This window comes from Micromonospora sp. NPDC050417 (assembly GCF_044458865.1).
Taxonomy (GTDB): domain Bacteria; phylum Actinomycetota; class Actinomycetes; order Mycobacteriales; family Micromonosporaceae; genus Micromonospora_G.
Map to the genome: position 1 here is coordinate 46107 of NZ_JBITIH010000006.1, position 16062 is coordinate 62168.

Annotated in this window: 14 protein-coding genes; 10 read left to right on the forward strand and 4 right to left on the reverse strand. The window is 70.3% G+C overall.

The window, feature by feature from the left end; translation table 11 throughout:
• The first annotated feature begins 73 nt into the window (after nucleotides 1–73).
• On the forward strand, nucleotides 74–1519 hold the full coding sequence (locus tag ACIBF5_RS10120; RefSeq protein ID WP_396810054.1) for a glycerophosphodiester phosphodiesterase: 1446 nt from the start codon (nucleotides 74–76) through the stop codon (nucleotides 1517–1519).
• A 58-nt stretch (nucleotides 1520–1577) separates the two neighbouring features.
• Here the strand turns inward: ACIBF5_RS10120 and ACIBF5_RS10125 are convergent, their stop codons facing one another.
• Nucleotides 1578–1937, reverse strand: a complete 360-nt coding sequence (locus ACIBF5_RS10125) for a YraN family protein (RefSeq protein WP_396810055.1) — start codon at nucleotides 1935–1937, stop codon at nucleotides 1578–1580.
• A 135-nt stretch (nucleotides 1938–2072) separates the two neighbouring features.
• Nucleotides 2073–3224, reverse strand: a complete 1152-nt coding sequence (locus ACIBF5_RS10130; RefSeq protein WP_396810057.1) for a DUF2332 domain-containing protein — start codon at nucleotides 3222–3224, stop codon at nucleotides 2073–2075.
• A 209-nt stretch (nucleotides 3225–3433) separates the two neighbouring features.
• Here ACIBF5_RS10130 and ACIBF5_RS10135 point away from each other — a divergent pair, with 209 nt between their 5' ends.
• From ACIBF5_RS10135 to ACIBF5_RS10170, 8 genes are all read left to right on the forward strand, one after another.
• The gene (locus ACIBF5_RS10135) at nucleotides 3434–4519 is read left to right on the forward strand and encodes a hypothetical protein (protein WP_396810059.1); all 1086 of its coding nucleotides are present in this window, start codon (nucleotides 3434–3436) and stop codon (nucleotides 4517–4519) included.
• Between the two features lie 335 nt (nucleotides 4520–4854).
• Nucleotides 4855–5697, forward strand: a complete 843-nt coding sequence (gene rpsB, locus ACIBF5_RS10140) for a 30S ribosomal protein S2 (protein ID WP_396810061.1) — start codon at nucleotides 4855–4857, stop codon at nucleotides 5695–5697.
• A gap of 132 nt (nucleotides 5698–5829) precedes the next feature.
• Nucleotides 5830–6657: a translation elongation factor Ts gene (tsf, locus tag ACIBF5_RS10145; protein ID WP_396810063.1), complete on the forward strand. Its 828-nt coding sequence runs from the start codon at nucleotides 5830–5832 to the stop codon at nucleotides 6655–6657.
• Between the two features lie 179 nt (nucleotides 6658–6836).
• The gene (pyrH, locus tag ACIBF5_RS10150) at nucleotides 6837–7604 is read left to right on the forward strand and encodes a UMP kinase (protein WP_396810065.1); all 768 of its coding nucleotides are present in this window, start codon (nucleotides 6837–6839) and stop codon (nucleotides 7602–7604) included.
• Between the two features lie 81 nt (nucleotides 7605–7685).
• Nucleotides 7686–8243 (forward strand): ribosome recycling factor, encoded by a 558-nt coding sequence (frr, locus tag ACIBF5_RS10155; protein WP_396810067.1) that lies wholly within the window; start codon nucleotides 7686–7688, stop codon nucleotides 8241–8243.
• Nucleotides 8243–9670 carry a phosphatidate cytidylyltransferase gene (locus ACIBF5_RS10160; RefSeq protein WP_396810069.1) on the forward strand — a complete coding sequence of 476 codons (1428 nt, stop codon included), beginning with the start codon at nucleotides 8243–8245 and terminating at the stop codon, nucleotides 9668–9670. The genes frr and ACIBF5_RS10160 overlap by 1 nt, the downstream gene beginning before the upstream one ends.
• 111 nt (nucleotides 9671–9781) lie before the next feature.
• A complete protein-coding gene (gene rlmN, locus ACIBF5_RS10165; RefSeq protein ID WP_396810416.1) occupies nucleotides 9782–10903 on the forward strand; it encodes a 23S rRNA (adenine(2503)-C(2))-methyltransferase RlmN in 1122 nt (373 codons plus the stop codon).
• Between the two features lie 67 nt (nucleotides 10904–10970).
• Nucleotides 10971–12242 (forward strand): DivIVA domain-containing protein, encoded by a 1272-nt coding sequence (locus tag ACIBF5_RS10170; RefSeq protein WP_396810071.1) that lies wholly within the window; start codon nucleotides 10971–10973, stop codon nucleotides 12240–12242.
• Between the two features lie 93 nt (nucleotides 12243–12335).
• On the opposite strand, the gene ACIBF5_RS10175 is transcribed toward ACIBF5_RS10170, so the two are convergent.
• The gene (locus ACIBF5_RS10175; RefSeq protein WP_396810073.1) at nucleotides 12336–12557 is read right to left on the reverse strand and encodes a DUF2631 domain-containing protein; all 222 of its coding nucleotides are present in this window, start codon (nucleotides 12555–12557) and stop codon (nucleotides 12336–12338) included.
• A gap of 201 nt (nucleotides 12558–12758) precedes the next feature.
• On the opposite strand from ACIBF5_RS10175, the gene ACIBF5_RS10180 reads away from it, so the two are divergent.
• Nucleotides 12759–14324: a Rieske 2Fe-2S domain-containing protein gene (locus ACIBF5_RS10180; protein ID WP_396810075.1), complete on the forward strand. Its 1566-nt coding sequence runs from the start codon at nucleotides 12759–12761 to the stop codon at nucleotides 14322–14324.
• Nucleotides 14325–14393: 69 nt separating this feature from the next.
• On the opposite strand, the gene ACIBF5_RS10185 is transcribed toward ACIBF5_RS10180, so the two are convergent.
• Entirely contained in the window at nucleotides 14394–15992 is a 1599-nt protein-coding gene (locus ACIBF5_RS10185) for a phytoene desaturase family protein (protein WP_396810077.1), read from the reverse strand.
• Nucleotides 15993–16062 lie beyond the last annotated feature (70 nt).

Here is a 16062-nt window from a genome sequence, read left to right on the forward strand (position 1 = left end):
GTACATCCCTGCTTTCCGTACCGGTAACTGGTTTCCGCCTGTCTGTTCCCCGCTCCGACCTAACGTCCCAATCATGGTCTTCACTCGATTCGGCGCCGGGCGCGCCCGGGCCACCACCCCCGGCCGGGCCGTCGTCGGACTGCTGGCCCTGGCGCTCGCCGTCGGCACCCTCACCGCCGTCGACACCACCGCACCGGCCGTCGCCGCACCCGGCAGTGTGGTCGTATCGGCGAACTTCGACAGCGGCGGTCTGCCCGCCGGATGGCGGGCCGTCGACGGCAGTTGGACGGTCAGGAACGGCCGGCTGTACGGGGCCGCCGCCAGCGGCTCCAACAAAATCACCTTCGGTCGGCACCTGAACGACTTCCGGTTCGAGGCGACCGTCCGGTTCGAGTCCGTCGCCGAGGCGACCCGGTGGACCGCGCTCGGGCTCGACGTACCCGCCGCCGGCACCCCGCCGTGGTGGATCGCCACCCTGCGCAGCGGCAGCACCGCTTCGAACGGGATCGAGTTCGCCCAGCTCACCACCGCCAACAGTTGGAACGTGACGAACACCGCTGCCGCCCCGTCGGCCGCCGGCACCGGTCGCGACATCAGCATCGCCGCCGAGGTGCACGGCATCAACGCGCGGTGGTTCTTCGCGGGCCGGGAGGTGCTGCGTACCAGCAGCCTGCAGCGTTCGACCGGTGGGACGCAGGCCCTGATCGTCAACGGGGCCACGGTGTCGTTCGACAACGTCAAGGTCACCGAGCTGGCGCCGAGCCCGTACATCCGTCCGGTCGGGGCGCCGCTCAGCGTCATCGCCCATCGCGGCGCCTCCGCCGTCGCACCGGAGAACACCCTCGTCGCGCAGGACATCGCGCGCAGCAACGGCGCCGACTGGATCGAGAACGACGTGCAGCCGAGTAAGGACGGCGTGCCGTTCGTGCTGCACGACAGCACGGTCGACCGGACCACCAACGGCACCGGTGCGATCCGCAACCTCACCTCGACCCAGCTCAAGCAACTCGACGCGGGCTCGTGGTTCGGCCCGACGTTCGTCGGCGTACGGATTCCGACGCTCGCCGAGCAACTGGCCGACCTGCGTACCCGGGGCGGCAGGCTGCTCCTGGAGATCAAGGGCGCGCACACCAGGGCCGAGGTCGGCAAGATCATCGACCTTATCCGGGCGGAGCATATGACCGGCCGGGTCTTCATCCAGAGCTTCGAGACCAACGCGCTCAGGTACAGCTACGAACTGGCCCCGGAGATCCCGCTCGGCCTGCTGCGCAGCACCCTCGACGCCGACCCGGTAGCGGTCGCCCGGCAGTACCACCTGACCGCGTACAACCCGGCGGTCGCCGCGTTGACCGCCCGACCGGCGGTCATCGCCAGCCTGCACACCGCAGGAGTGGCGCTGATGGTCTGGACGGTCGACTCCGCGAGCCAGTGGCGGCAGCTCAAGACGCTCGGGGTCGACGGCGTCATCACCAACCGCTCCCCGGAACTTGTCGACTGGAACGCCGCGAACCCCGGCTGAGGGGCGGGAAGGGACGGGCCGGCCGGTGCGAAACCCGGCCGGCCCGCGCGGCGGCACCCTAGAACGCGGCCCTGAGGTGCTCGATCCGGGCGGCGCCGCGCGGTGGCGCGAACACCGAGACCACGTCGAAGCGAACCTCGTCCGGGTGAGCCGCGTGCTGGTCCAGCCACTGCGCCGCCAGCCGCCGCAGCCGGCGCGCCTTGGATGGCACCACCGCCTCGGCCGGTGCACCGAAGGCGACGCCGCGTCTGGTCTTCACCTCGCAGAAGACGAGTACCGCCCCGTCCCAGGCGACAATGTCGATCTCCCCGGAGGGGCCGCGCCAGTTCCGGTCCACCACCCGCAGCCCAGCCGCCAGCAGATGCCGTACGGCACACCGCTCGCCGTACGCGCCGACCGCCTTCCGTTGCCTCGTCATGCGATCGAGGGTGGCCGGGCCGGCGCGCGGAGGCCGCCCCGGGCGGCGGAGGTGTGGAGGACGGGACGGCCTGTGGACAGCCGGACGATCAAGCCCGGGGCGTGGTATGTCGAGCCGAGCGGCCCTCAGTCGTCGTTACGCCGGGGGAGGCGCGTAGGCGTACCGGGTGGGGTTCCATTCCAGCCAGCTACCGTGTCCGTCGGTGCGGCCCAGCACCTCGACGTCGGCCCGACCGCCGCGCCACGAGACGACGGTGAGCAGCGCGGCCCCGATCACCCCCGGCGGCGCGGCAGCCGCCGGCCGGCCGTCCAGGAAGAGTTCGGCACCGGCCACCGACGCCTCGCTGAGCACCACGGTCAGGTCCCGCTCCGCGCCGACCTCGGCGAGCACCGTCGCCAACCGGCGGCGGTCGGCTCGGTCGAGGTACGTCAGCGCCATCGAGGCGAAGACCACCGGAACCGTACCCGGGTCGACCTCGGCGAGCAGCGCCGGCAACGTACGCACCATGTCGCCGGCGACCAGTCGCGGCCGAACCCGGGCCACTTCGGCGAGAGCCGCCTCCAGCCGGGTCAACCGCTCGACCTGCTCCGGCCAGATGCAGGCCCGCAACCAGTCGGTCGCGACCGGGTCGCTGGCGTCGATCGGGGAGAGGTCGACGCCCACCCGGTCGGCGATGGTCAGCTCGGCGGCGGCCGGGTCGGGCCAGCCCGGACCCCGTAACCGCACCGTCATGGTCAGCGCCTCCGCCGCCTCAGCCGGCCCGTACGTCTCGGTCCGGCCGTCCGGCCCGACGTAGCGGCAGGCGTACCGGTCGGCGATCAGCAGCAACCCGGCGCTGGTGCCGAGTTCGACCAGGTGCAGCGGGCGTCCCTGCGCGTACGCGGCGGCCCGGCCGAAACCGGTCCGGAGTCCGGCGGTCCGCCGCGCCTCGTTGGTCTGGGTGGTACGGGTGGCGCAGAGTTCGGTCAGTTCGGCGTGGTGGTCGCCGGCCAGGTCGGTCAGGGCGGCGCCCAGACCCTCGTCCGGTTCGCGGTCGCCGCCGAGGGTCGGCAGGTACGCGCCGAGCGGGTGTCCGGCGGCGGTGGTACGGAGCAGGTACTGCACGGCGGCGAAGTAGAGGATCGCCCGGCGCTGGCCGGGTACGGCGGCGAGCAGTGGGCTGGAGAGGTCCGGTCGTTCGGCGAGAAGTTCGGAGAGGTACTCGTACCGGGGTGAGACGCCGCGGAACTCCTGTCGCGCGAACCGGCGGAACATCTCCGCGAGCGCGTACTCCTCGCTGACCGTCATATCCGAGATGGTCCGCCGACCGTCGGTGCGGCGCAGCGACCTCCGTCACGTACCCGCTGTCCGTATCCGGTCGGAACAGGTCGAATCAGATCTTCGCCAGTCGGGTGAAAGGTGGCTTGGCGGGCGGGATCGGAGTGGCCAGCGACAAGCCGGGCATCAAGGTCATCTAATTGGCGCTGCCGCGGGCGGGTCGCATACGGTGCCCGTTCGTGGACGGACAACGCAACTTTCCCGAGGACCAGGAGCAGCCACGCTGGTACGCCGGCGAGCGCGGATACCCGGAGCCGGACTGGCGTGCCACGGACCGGCGCCACCAGCCGGACGGCTACCTCGGCGAGCGCTTCACCGGCGAGCAGGACCGGTTCCGGGGTGAGCCGGGCCGGTTCCGTACGGAAGGCGAGTCGGACCGGTTCCGCACCGAGCCGGACCGGTTCCGTACGGAAGGTGAGTCGGACCGGTTCCGCACCGAGCCGGACCGCTACACCGGCACCGAGCGCTACACCGAGCCGTTGGACCTGCGCCGCGATCCGCTCGACGCGATTCGGGTCCGGCCGGGCGGCAGCCGTGATCCGGAGGATCGGGGCGGCGAGCCGGACGACGGCGGCCGGTACGGGACGGATGGCGTACGGCCCGATGGCGCCGGGCGGTTGGCGCAGGTTCCGGACGACGCCGGGCGGTTGGCGCAGGCCCCGGACGACGGCGAGCGGTCCGCCGCCGACACGGCTCGGACGATGGCCGGCGGGGAGCGTTCGCCGCTGGGCGGCTATCCGATCGTGGGCGCGGGCCGCACCGACGAGAAGGAGCCCGCTTCGGTCGAGGTGGCGGCCGGGCCGCTGCAGATGCCGACCGGTCCGATCGCCATGCTCGGCGCCGCGGGCGGACGTCCCGCGCCTGTCGACGGGCTGCCCTTCGGTGCCGAACCACCCGGCGGCGGCCTGTACGGCGAGCCGGCCGAGGGGCCGCGCCGCGGTGGCAGTGGGCCGGCCGGTGACGGGGTGTACCGGACCCGTCGGCCGGCGGTCGCGCTGCTCTTTGCCGTACTCGTGGTGATCCTTGAGGTTCCGGCGCTCCGGATGCTGCTGGACGGCGCGGTCGGCGGGCCGGTCTCTCCCACCGGCGTGGTTTCCGGGACATTCCTCGCGTTCGGGCTGCCGATCTTCGCAACCGGACTGTACGCGCTGCTCACCGGGGGCGCGGCCATCGGTGACCCGGGCCGGGTCTGGCTCCGCCCGCCCACGGCGTACCTCACCATCGGGCTGGTGCTCTTCGTGGCGGCGGCGCTCGGCGCTGGCTGAGGGCGGCGACGGCGCGGATCACCGGGGCGTGGGCGTCGGGTGGTCGGCGCCGCGCCCTCCGGTGACGTGCCGATCGTCCCGTACGTCACCCTCGCCCTCGCTGGGGGCCGCCCGGCTGCCGGGGTTGTGCGGGGGCGAGGGGCGCGGGGCGTACACTTGGCAACTGGCGACCGCCCGTGCGGTCGACCTCGCGCGCCCTTTCCACGGTTGTCCGTGGAACGGCGGCCCCCTGGTCCCGATCTTGATTGGGCCCACCATGGCCGGCGATCAGGCGCCAGGACGCCAGGCCACCAGGCCCGGCGGAACAACCAGGGATATCGAAGGAGCACCCCACCATGGCCGTAGTGACCATGCGTCAGCTGCTGGAGAGCGGTGTCCACTTCGGGCACCAGACCCGCCGCTGGAACCCGAAGATGAAGCGCTTCATTTTCACCGAGCGCAACGGCATCTACATCATCGACCTGCGTCAGACGCTTGAGTACATCGAGACGGCTTACGAGTTCGTCCGCCGCACCGTCGCCGAGGGCGGCAGCATCCTCTTCGTCGGCACCAAGAAGCAGGCCCAGGAGGCCATCGCCGAGCAGGCGACCCGGGTCGGCCAGCCGTACGTCAACCACCGCTGGCTCGGTGGCATGCTGACCAACTTCCAGACGGTGTACAAGCGGCTGCAGCGGATGAAGGAGCTGGAGGCGCTCGGCGACCTCTCCGGCACCGCCGCGGGCTACACCAAGAAGGAGACCCTGCAGCTCTCCCGGGAGAAGATCAAGCTCACCCGCACGCTGGGTGGTCTGCGGGACATGCAGAAGGTGCCGGCGGCGATCTGGGTCGTCGACACCAAGAAGGAGCACATCGCCGTCGACGAGGCCCGCAAGCTGGGCATCCCGGTGATCGCCGTGCTCGACACGAACTGCGACCCGGACGAGGTCGACTTCCCGATCCCGGGTAACGACGACGCGATCCGTTCCGCCGAGCTGCTGACCAAGGTCATCGCGGCTGCGGTCGGCGACGGCCTGATCGCCCGTTCGGGCAAGTCGCGCGGCACCGACGAGAAGCCGGAGCCGGGTGTGGTGGCCGCTGACGAGCCGCTCGCCGAGTGGGAGCGCGAGCTGATCGAGGACACCGAGAAGAAGGCTGACTCGGAGAAGGCCGCGGAGCCTGCGGCTGCTGCCGCGGAGTGATCCAGTCGCCGGGTCGGCCGGCCGCGCAGCGCGGCCGGCGGACCCGAGCGCATACGGGGACTCCACGTGCCCGGATCCGGGTAACCCCGTAGCAGACCATCCATCGAAGTCTCAATCACCGAAGAGAGAGTCATGTCAGAATTCACCGCTGCGGATGTCAAGCGGCTCCGCGACCTCACCGGCGCCGGCATGATGGACTCCAAGAAGGCGCTCACCGAGGCTGAGGGCGACTTCGACAAGGCCATCGAGCTGCTGCGTATCAAGGGCGCCAAGGACGTCGGCAAGCGGGCCGGTCGTACCGCCGCGAACGGCCTGGTCGCGCACTCCGGCAACGCGCTGCTTGAGCTCAACTGCGAGACCGACTTCGTCGCCAAGACCGAGGACTTCATCGCCCTGGCCCAGCAGCTCGTGGAGCACGGCGCGAAGTCCGGCGTGGCCGACGCCGAGGCGCTGCTCGCCTCGACGCTCGACGGCCGCACCGTGGCCGACCTGATCCAGGAGCAGTCGGCGAAGATCGGCGAGAAGCTGGTGCTCAACCGCTTCGCCATCCTCGACGGCACCATCGCCGTCTACCTGCACCGCAAGGCGCAGGACCTGCCGCCGGCCGTGGGCGTGCTGGTGGAGTACACCGGCAAGTCGGACGAGGCGGCCGACGCGGACGCCCGTGGCGCCGCGATGCAGATCGCCGCGATGCGGCCGAAGTTCGTCACCCGTGACGAGGTGCCGGCCGAGCAGGTCGAGTCCGAGCGGCGTATCGCCGAGCAGACCGCCCGCGAGGAAGGCAAGCCGGAAGCGGCTCTGCCGAAGATCGTCGAGGGTCGGGTGAACGGCTTCTTCAAGGACTACGTCCTGCTGGAGCAGTCCTCGGTGACGGACAACAAGAAGACGGTCAAGCAGGTGCTCGCCGAGGCTGGCATCACCGTGACCCGCTTCGTCCGCTTCGAGGTCGGCCAGGCCTGAGCGGATCCCCGTACCCGGTTCGGCACTGTCCGGGCCGGGTGCTGCGGGGACTGAAGGACAACCACGAGGAGGCCGCCGGTGTACATGAGAGGCACCGCGGCCTCCTCGTCACATAGGGTCGGCAGCGGCAGGTGCGGCGGGGCAGCGGGCGGGATGTCCGCGGAAGAGAGGCGGGTCGGATGACGCAGGTGGTTGGTGAGCGGAGCCTGTCGGAAGATGATCCGACGGCGCCGCCGCCCGGCCGGTCCCGGCGGGTGGTGCTCAAGCTCTCCGGTGAGGTCTTCGGCGGCGGGGCGATCGGGGTCGACCCCGACGTGGTCCAGGCCATCGCCCGACAGATCGCGACCGTCGTACGCCGTGGCGTGCAGGTATCCGTGGTGGTCGGCGGCGGTAACTTCTTCCGTGGCGCGGAGTTGCAGAAGCGGGGCATGGACCGGGCCCGGGCCGACTACATGGGCATGCTCGGCACCGTGATGAACTGCCTCGCCTTGCAGGACTTCCTGGAGAAGGAGGGCATCGAGACGCGGGTGCAGAGCGCGATCACGATGGCCCAGGTGGCGGAGCCGTACATTCCGTTGCGGGCCATCCGGCACCTGGAGAAGGGCCGTGTGGTGATCTTCGGCGCGGGTGCCGGGATGCCGTACTTCTCCACCGACACCGTCGCCGCCCAGCGGGCGCTGGAGATTCGTGCCGACGTGGTGTTGATGAGCAAGAACGGCGTGGACGGGGTCTACACCGCGGATCCGCGTACCGATCCGACCGCGAGCAAGCTTGACAAGATCACCTTCTCGGAGGTCCTGCGGCGCGGGCTGCGGGTCGCCGACGCCGCCGCGTTCAGCCTCTGCGAGGAGAACGGCCTGCCGATGCTGGTCTTCGGGGCCGAGGGCGACGACACCATCATCCGCGCCGTCGGCGGCGACCGGATCGGGACCTTGATCACGGCGTAGCCGTGACGTACCTGCTGTGCGCGGCGTGAGCCGGGCATGAACAGACGACTGACGACTGAGTAGAGGGAGGCGAGGGAGCAGGTGATCGACGACACTCTCCTCGAGGCCGAGGAAAAAATGGAACGTGCTGTCGAGCACGCCAAGGAGGAGTTCGGTGCGATCCGCACCGGGCGAGCCACCCCGGCCATGTTCTCCAAGATCATGATCGACTACTACGGCACGCCCACGCCGCTGACCCAGATGGCCTCGGTCGGCGTACCGGAGCCACGGATGGCGATCATCAAGCCGTACGACGCTTCGCAGCTCCAGCCGATGGAGAAGGCGATCCGTGACTCGGACCTCGGGGTCAACCCGAACAACGAGGGTAACCAGCTCCGCATCCTGCTGCCGCAGATGACCGAGGAGCGGCGGCGGGACATGATCAAGATCGCTCGTGGCAAGGGCGAGGAAGCCAAGGTGGCGATCCGCAACATCCGCCGCCGGGGCAAGGAAGAGCTCGACCGCATCGTCAAGGACGGCGAGGCGGGCGAGGACGAGGGACGTCGCGCCGAGAAGGAGCTGGACGACCTCACCCACAAGTACTCCACGCACGTCGACGAACTGGTCAAACACAAGGAAACCGAGCTGCTCGAGGTCTGATGTCCTACCTCGACCCCAACGGCGGCGAGTCCCAGGGCTGGCAGCGCCAGGACGGATCAGCGGGTCCGTACTGGCCGGATGCTCACGAGGAGCCTCGACCCCGGGCGCGGCACACCGGTGCCGCGCCCGAGGCCTTTGCCGATACGCCGGGTTATGCACCTGTGTCCGGATACCGGCACGGCGACGGCACGGTCCGCCGGGACGGCTACCCGGGCGGACCTACCCCATACGCCGGACCAGACAGTCCTGACGCTCACCCGTACCGGCCTGACGCCGACCCGTACCAGGCGGATGAGCGGGGATTCGACTATCCCGGCGGCGACCGGCCGGAGGTCACGCCCGATGGGCTGACCGACCCGGTGGGCTGGGCCCCGATCCGGGGCATGGACCAGCCGGACCTGGTGGGCGCCGGTGCCGCGAACCAGTGGCGTACCGGTCTGACCGGCTCTGACCGGGCACGGCCCGACCACGTCGAGGTCGGTCATCCGAGCCCGGGCGGGGTATCCGAAGACATGGACGTGCCGGACCAGGAGGAGGTCGAGCCGGCCGGGCCTCGTCCCCGGACTGGACGACGTCGCGCCGGCCGTGGCCGCCCCGCCACCCTGCCGGCGACCAGCCGGGCCGGGCGTAACCTTCCGGCCGCGATCGGGGTCGGGCTCGCGCTCGGCGCCGCGGTCGTGGTTCCCCTCTTCCTGTACCCGCCGGTCTTCATGCTGGTGGTGGCGGCTGCGATCGGGGTCGGCATCTGGGAGATGACCCAGGCGGTACGCCGCAGCGGCGCCCAGCCGCCGTTGGTGCCGCTGGTGGTCGGCGGGGTGCTGATGGTCGGGCTGGCCGGTTGGGCCGGGCTGGACGCACTGAGCCTCGGACTGCTGGTCACCGTGCTTGCGACCATGGTCTGGCGGCTCGGGGACGGACCGGCGGGCTACCAGCGGGACGTGACAGCGGCCACGCTGATCGCGGTGTACGTTCCGTTCCTCGGTGGCTTCGCGGCGCTGCTCGCCGCCGAGCCCACGGACGGGCACCTGCGGGTGGTGGTGACGATCGTCGCGGTGGTGCTCTCCGACACCGGCGGGTACGTCGCCGGAGTGCTCTTCGGCAAGCATCCGATGGCACCCTCGGTCAGCCCGAAGAAGTCCTGGGAGGGCTTTGCCGGCTCGGTGCTGGCGGCAGCCGGCGGCAGCGCGTTGCTGCTCGCGCTCCTGCTCGACGTGGACCCGCTCTGGGGGGCGCTGTTCGGGGTGGCGGTCTCGGGTGCCTCGGTCCTTGGGGATCTCGGCGAATCGATGATCAAACGCGATCTGGGTGTGAAGGACATGAGCAATCTGCTGCCGGGACATGGCGGCCTGATGGACCGGTTGGATTCGGTGTTGTTCGCCGTACCGGTCGCTTATCTCCTGCTGACGATCCTGGTCCCGGTCGGCTGAGATGGCTCGACGTCGTCAAGCTCACCGGGATCAGGCCCGGGTTCCGACCCCTCGGCCAGGTGTGTCCTTTCGTCGGCGTGGGAGACTGGACAGGCCATGACGAGCCTGCCCATGATCCAGATCAGTCCGGACGCGTCGAGCGCGGCCGGGAAGTCCGCGCGTGCGTCGATGCCGCCGCGCCACCTTGCCGATCTTGCCCTGCCCGACCGGCAGGCTCTGGTAGCGGAGTTGGGCGAGCCCGCCTTCCGCGCCCGGCAGGTCTCCACCCACTACTTCGGTCGGTTGGTACGCGACCCGGCGCAGATGACCGATCTGCCGGCTGCGACCCGTGACCGGATCACCGACGCGCTCCTGCCGACTCTGCTGACCCCGGTCCGCGAGCTGGCCTGCGACGACGGTGCCACCCGTAAGGCGTTGTGGCGGCTGCACGACGGTTCGATGGTCGAGAGCGTGCTGATGGGCTATCCCGACCGGGTTACCGTCTGCATCTCCAGTCAGGCCGGCTGCGGAATGGCCTGCCCATTCTGCGCCACCGGTCAGGCGGGTCTGACCCGCAACCTCTCCACCGCCGAGATCGTCGACCAGGCGGTGTATCTGGCCGGGGTGGCCGCGTCCGGTGCGGTTGCGGGTTCACCGCCCCGGCTGTCGCACGTGGTGTTCATGGGGATGGGCGAACCACTGGCGAACTACCCGCGGGTGATCGCGGCGATCCGTCGGCTCTGCGCACCCGCACCGGAGGGACTCGGCCTTTCGCAGCGGCACATCACCGTATCCACGGTCGGCCTGGTGCCGGCGATTCGCCGGCTCACCGGGGAGGACCTCTCGGTGACTCTTGCGTTGTCGTTGCACGCGCCCGATGATGATCTGCGCGATGAACTCGTTCCGGTCAACCAGCGGTGGAAGGTCGCCGAGGTTCTGGACGCGGCATGGGAGTACGCCGATCGCACGGGACGTCGCGTTTCCATCGAATACGCAATGATCAAAGATGTGAACGACCAGCCGTGGCGAGCCGACCTGCTGGGTCGGCTCCTGGCCGGACGGCTGACACATGTGAATCTCATTCCGCTCAACCCGACTCCGGGCAGCCGCTGGGATGCCAGCCCGAAGCCGGTCGAGCGGGAGTTCGTCCGACGGCTGCGGGAGGCTGGGGTGTCGACCACGGTCCGGGACACCCGCGGACGGGAGATCGACGGGGCATGTGGGCAACTGGCCGCCGCCGAGGTGGCGACATGAGCGGACACAGCGGATGGGTCGGCTGCCGCACCGAGCTGCGTGATGAGCGATCGAAGCAGGAGACATAGTGGCGAGTCAGGGTCAGCGCTTCCGGCGTAAGGCGCTCAGGCGGGGCTACAAGGTCGACGAGGTGGACACCTTCCTGGATCGGGTCGAGTCCACGCTTGCCGGTTCGCCGGTTGGCGCGCCGGTCGCCTCGCAGGAAGTCCATGATGTCGTCTTCCGGGTTCGTTTCGGCGGATACGACGAGTGGCAGGTTGACCTGCATCTCGACCGGGTCGAGCGACAGCTCGCCGAGCTTGAGGAGCGCGGGGGCGGCAGCCGGGGAGCGGATTCACGTCTCCCCGCCCGGTCGGGTGCACCTGATCGGATGGGTCCGCCGGATCACATGGGTCCGCCGGATCGGATGGGGCCTCCTGACCGTATGGGTCCGCCGGATCGGATGGGGCCTCCTGACCGTATGGGTCCGCCGGATCGGATGGGGCCTCCTGACCGTATGGGTCCGCCGGACCGGATGGGGCCTCCTGACCGCATGGGTCCGCCGGACCGGATGGGGCCTCCTGACCGCATGGGTCCGCCCGATCGGATGGGCCCCCCGGACCGCATGAGTCCACCGATGCGGGACGACCGCGCAATGCCGCCGGGTGCGCCAGCACTGCCGCAGCGGCCAATGCCCGCACAGGCAGGTCCGCCAGACCCGTACGGCCGGTATGACGAGCCCACCGGCGTGTTCGGCGGCGGCGGGTACGACGGACCCGGGCGTGGTGGTTACGACGCTCCGCGCGGGCCGGGCGGACCGGGCGGCCCCGGAGGACCTGGTGGCTCCCGCCCGGGTGGCGGATTCGGCCCCTCGCCCGAGGACCGTTTCGATGGTTTCGAGTCCGGTCGGCACGGCAAGATGGACATGACGGCGGAAATCCGGATGCCCGACCGCGACCAGCGTGGTCGTGGGCCGGGACCGGGCCTCGGTGGCCCACCGGCGGGTGGCCCGCCGGTCGCCGGCCCCCCTATGGGAGGCCCGCCGGTTGCCGGCCCGCCCATGGGTGGCCCCCCGATGGGTGGTCCGCCGCCGATGCCGGGTGGCCCCGGGGGCGAGATCGCCCGTATCGACCATATGCGTCGGACGTTCCAGGTGCGTCGCTTCGGCAGCGGTTACGACCCGGACCAGGTCGACCGGTTGTTCGACGGCATCCTGGCGAGCATGTCCGGGCGTGGCCCGATGCCGGTCAACCCGGCCGAACTCGATCTGATGAAGTTCGGGCTGGTACCCGGTGGCTACTTCGAGGCAGAGGTGGAGGCCGCGCTCAAGGAGGTCCAGGACATCCTGCGCCGCCGCTGACCCAGGACACGGATCAGGCCCGTCCCCGGCTGGGGGCGGGCCTGATGTTCGTTTGGCGGTGCTTCGCCGCCGAGGTTTCCCGGTCGGCGACGATCAGGAGCGCAGGCCGTTGCGGCGCAGCACGGCGTCGCCGATGACGATCACCAGCAGTCCCACCGCGATGCCGATCAGCCAGATGTCCTCGGTGGCACCCTCGTGGTTGCCGATCAGCATCAAGAGCAGCGCCGCCACAGAGATGATCGCGCCAATCCGGCCCGCCTTGCGGTGGCCTGGCTTGTGCTGATCGGGCGACGTTACCGGCTCGCTTCCTGCCACGTTCGGTCCTTCCCCTCACGTTCGGATCTCTGCTTCAGTCTGGCACGCCGGTCGGCGGCTCCGCCGCAGGGTCTCCAGCCTGGTCGCGACGACCGTAGCCGGGACTGCCGGTAGGCAACCTGGCGTCGCGGGTGGGCCCCGGTGCGCACTCCGGTAGCGTTTGGGCGTACACCACGGTTTCCATGCTTGGAGGAGTGCACGGTGCGAGTGACCGGTACGGGACACGCCAGTATGCGGATCGACACGGGCGCGGGCAGCATCCTGTGCGATCCATGGGTGAACCCGGCCTACTTCGCTTCGTGGTTCCCATTCCCGGACAATTCACAGCTCGACTGGGAGAATCTCGGCCAGGTCGACTACCTCTACGTGTCGCACCTGCACCGGGACCACTTCGACGCGGCACACCTGAAGCGGTTCGTGTCCAAGAAGGCGACCGTCCTGCTGCCCGAGTATCCGACCTCCGAGCTGGAGGACGAGCTGCGCGAGCTGGGCTTCACCAGCTTTCTGCGTACCACCAGCAACGAGGTGGTCGAGCTCGACGGTGGGCTCAAGGTGATGATCCAGGCGCTCACCAGCCCCACCGACGGACCGATCGGTGACTCCTCCCTCTGGGTCGAGTACGACGGGGTACGGCTGCTGAACCAGAACGACGCCCGCCCGACCGATCTCGGCGTCTTCTCCGAACTCGGTCACGTACACGCACACATGCTTCAGTTCTCCGGTGCCATCTGGTACCCGATGGTCTACGAGCTGCCCAACGCGGCGAAGACGGCGTTCGGCAAGCAGAAGCGCGACCGGCAGATGGACCGTACGGTCCGCTACATCGACGACCTGAAGGCGTCGTGGGTCTTCCCGATCGCCGGCCCGCCGTGCTTCCTCGACGACGACCTGTGGCAGTTCAACGACATCCACGGCGACGAGGGCAACATCTTCCCCGACCAGCAGGTCTTTATCGACCACTACGCCGGCCTCGGTTACGACAACGGGGTGATCCTGCTGCCCGGCAGCGTCTCCGAGGTCACCTCGGAGACCGCCGAGACCAGCCACCCGGTCCCCGACGTACGGGAGTTCTTCGCCCGCAAGGAAGAGCACCTGCGCGAGTACCAGGCCCGGCAGCGGCCGGTGATCGAGGCGGCCAAGGCGAGCTGGCGGCACCCCGAGGTCGACGTACTCGCAGGCATGAAGCGCCGGATCGAGCCGCTGCTGGAGGAGTCGGTCTACCTGGCCAAGGGGGTCGGCGGCCCGGTCCGGTTCGACCTGGTCGGCTACGACGGCGAGTCGGTCGAGTCGATCGTCGTGGACTTCCCCGGCAAGCAGGTCCGGCCGTACGCCGACGAGAAGGTCCGCTACCGGTTCCGTACCGAGCGGGCCCTGATCGAGCAGTTGCTGCACAGCGAAGAGGTCGACTGGGTCAACTCCCTCTTCCTCTCCTGCCGCTTCTCGGCTGCCCGGATCGGTCAGTACAACGAGTTCGTGTACGCGTTCTTCAAGTGCCTCTCCGAGGAGCGGCTCCAGTACGCCGAGGGCTGGTACGCCGAGCAGCGTCCGGACGCCGAGGACGTCAAGCTCGGGGACTGGATCGTGCAGCGGCGGTGCCCGCACCTGAAGGCCGACCTGACCCGGTTCGGCATCATCGACGGCGACCAGCTCACCTGCCAGCTGCACGGCTGGCGCTTCGACCTGCCCAGCGGCCGTTGTCTGACCAGCGTCGGACACGAGATCCGGGCCCACCGGGCCGGCGCCGAAGCGCCGGTCCCCGCCGAATAGTCGTACGAACCCCGGCCGGGGTGCCCGACACCCCGGCCGGGCTCGGCGAGGCTGCCCCCCGGCCCGCCGTCAGCGGCCGAGGTCGGCCAGGATGCGGCGGGCGGCGTTGTGCCCAGCGGCGCCGATCACACTGCCGGCCGGGTGGGTGCCGGCGCTGCCCGCGTACACGCCGTCGATGCCGGTGGCGTACGGCATCCGGTCGGTGAACGAGACCGTGTTGTCGACGTGGTGGATGTGTCCGCCGGTGATGCCGAAGTGCGCCTCGATGCCGGGCGGTGCCAGCGGTACGGCGTCGGCGACCAGGTCGGCGCAGCCGGGGGCGTACCGCTCGCAGATCGCCAGCAGTCGGTCCACGTACGACGGCATCGCCTCGGCCCAGGTGGTGCCGGCCAGCTCGTACGGCACGGACTGCACGAAGAGCGCCGACGAGTGGTGTCCTTCCTGGTCACGCAGCGACGGGTCGACGGTGGTGTGCAGGTACCACTCGATGGTCGGCTCCTCCGGCAGCCGGCCGGCCTGGACGTCGGCCCACATCGCCCGCAGCGCGGCCATCGGTGACTCGCCGGTGCCGGCGTCGATGAGGGACGCCGACCCGGGCAGCAGGTGGATGGTCGAGCCGAACGGACTCGGCGCGTCCGCCGGCAGGCAGGAGAAGCGGGGCAGCCCGGTCAGCGCCAGGTTGAGCTTGAGCGTGGTGCCGGTACGGCGTGCCGCCGCCATCCGCGTGCCGAGTTCCGCCGGCAGCGCTCCCTCGGGGAGCAGGTCGATCAGACGGTACGGGTCACAGGAGCCGAGGACGACCTGCGCCGCGATCTCCCGCCCGTCGGCGAGCGCCACCCCGCTGGCGGCACCCTGGGCCAGGGTGACCGCGCTGACCGGCGTACCAGTGAAGATCTTGGCCCCGGCGGCGCGGGCGGCGTCGGCGAACGTCCGGGAGACGGTCCCCATGCCTCCTTCTGTGATCATCCAGGTGCCGTCCGCCCCGGGCAGCCGGCACATGTTGTGCACCAGGAAGTTGTGGCCGGTGCCCGGGTCGTCCGGCCCGGCGTTCAGACCGGAGAGCCCGTCGGTGACGGCGTACATGGAGACCAGGAGTTCGGATCGGAACTCGAACCGGGCCAGGTAGTCGGCGACCGAACCGGTGACCAGGTCGACGAAGGCGTCGCGCAGCGCCGGGCGGACGTACCGTTGCGCGGTCTGTTCGACCGGCAGCGGTTCGGCCAGCCAGGCCGGTGCCAGGTCGTCGCGGAGCGCGGCCAGTTCGGCCTGCATGGCGTCGTCGGCGGCCACGTCCGCGGCGGAGAAGACCGACGCCATCTGCGCCCTGGTCGCCTCCCGGTCGCTGCCAAAGAGGAGGTACGGCGAGCCGAGGCCGCCCGGGGTCGGCAGGAAGTAGTGCGGGTCGCGGCGCAGCACCGGGATCCTGACGTCCAGCAGGGCGATCAGCTCCGGCGGCATCAGTCCCAGCAGGTACGACCCGGTCGAGTGGCGCAGTCCCGGTACCTTCGCGAACGGCTGTTCGGTGCGGGTTGCCCCACCCAGCGTCGCGGCGGCCTCCAGCACCACCACGTCGAGGCCGGCACGGGCCAGCAACACGGCGGACACCAGGCCGTTGTGACCGGAGCCGATGATCACCACGTCGGCGCGCGGGGGCAACTCTGCACTCATGCCAGGGGAGCCTAGTGCGGTTCGAGCCCGTCGGGGAGGGTCCTAGGCTGAAGCCCGATCTTGATCGTGG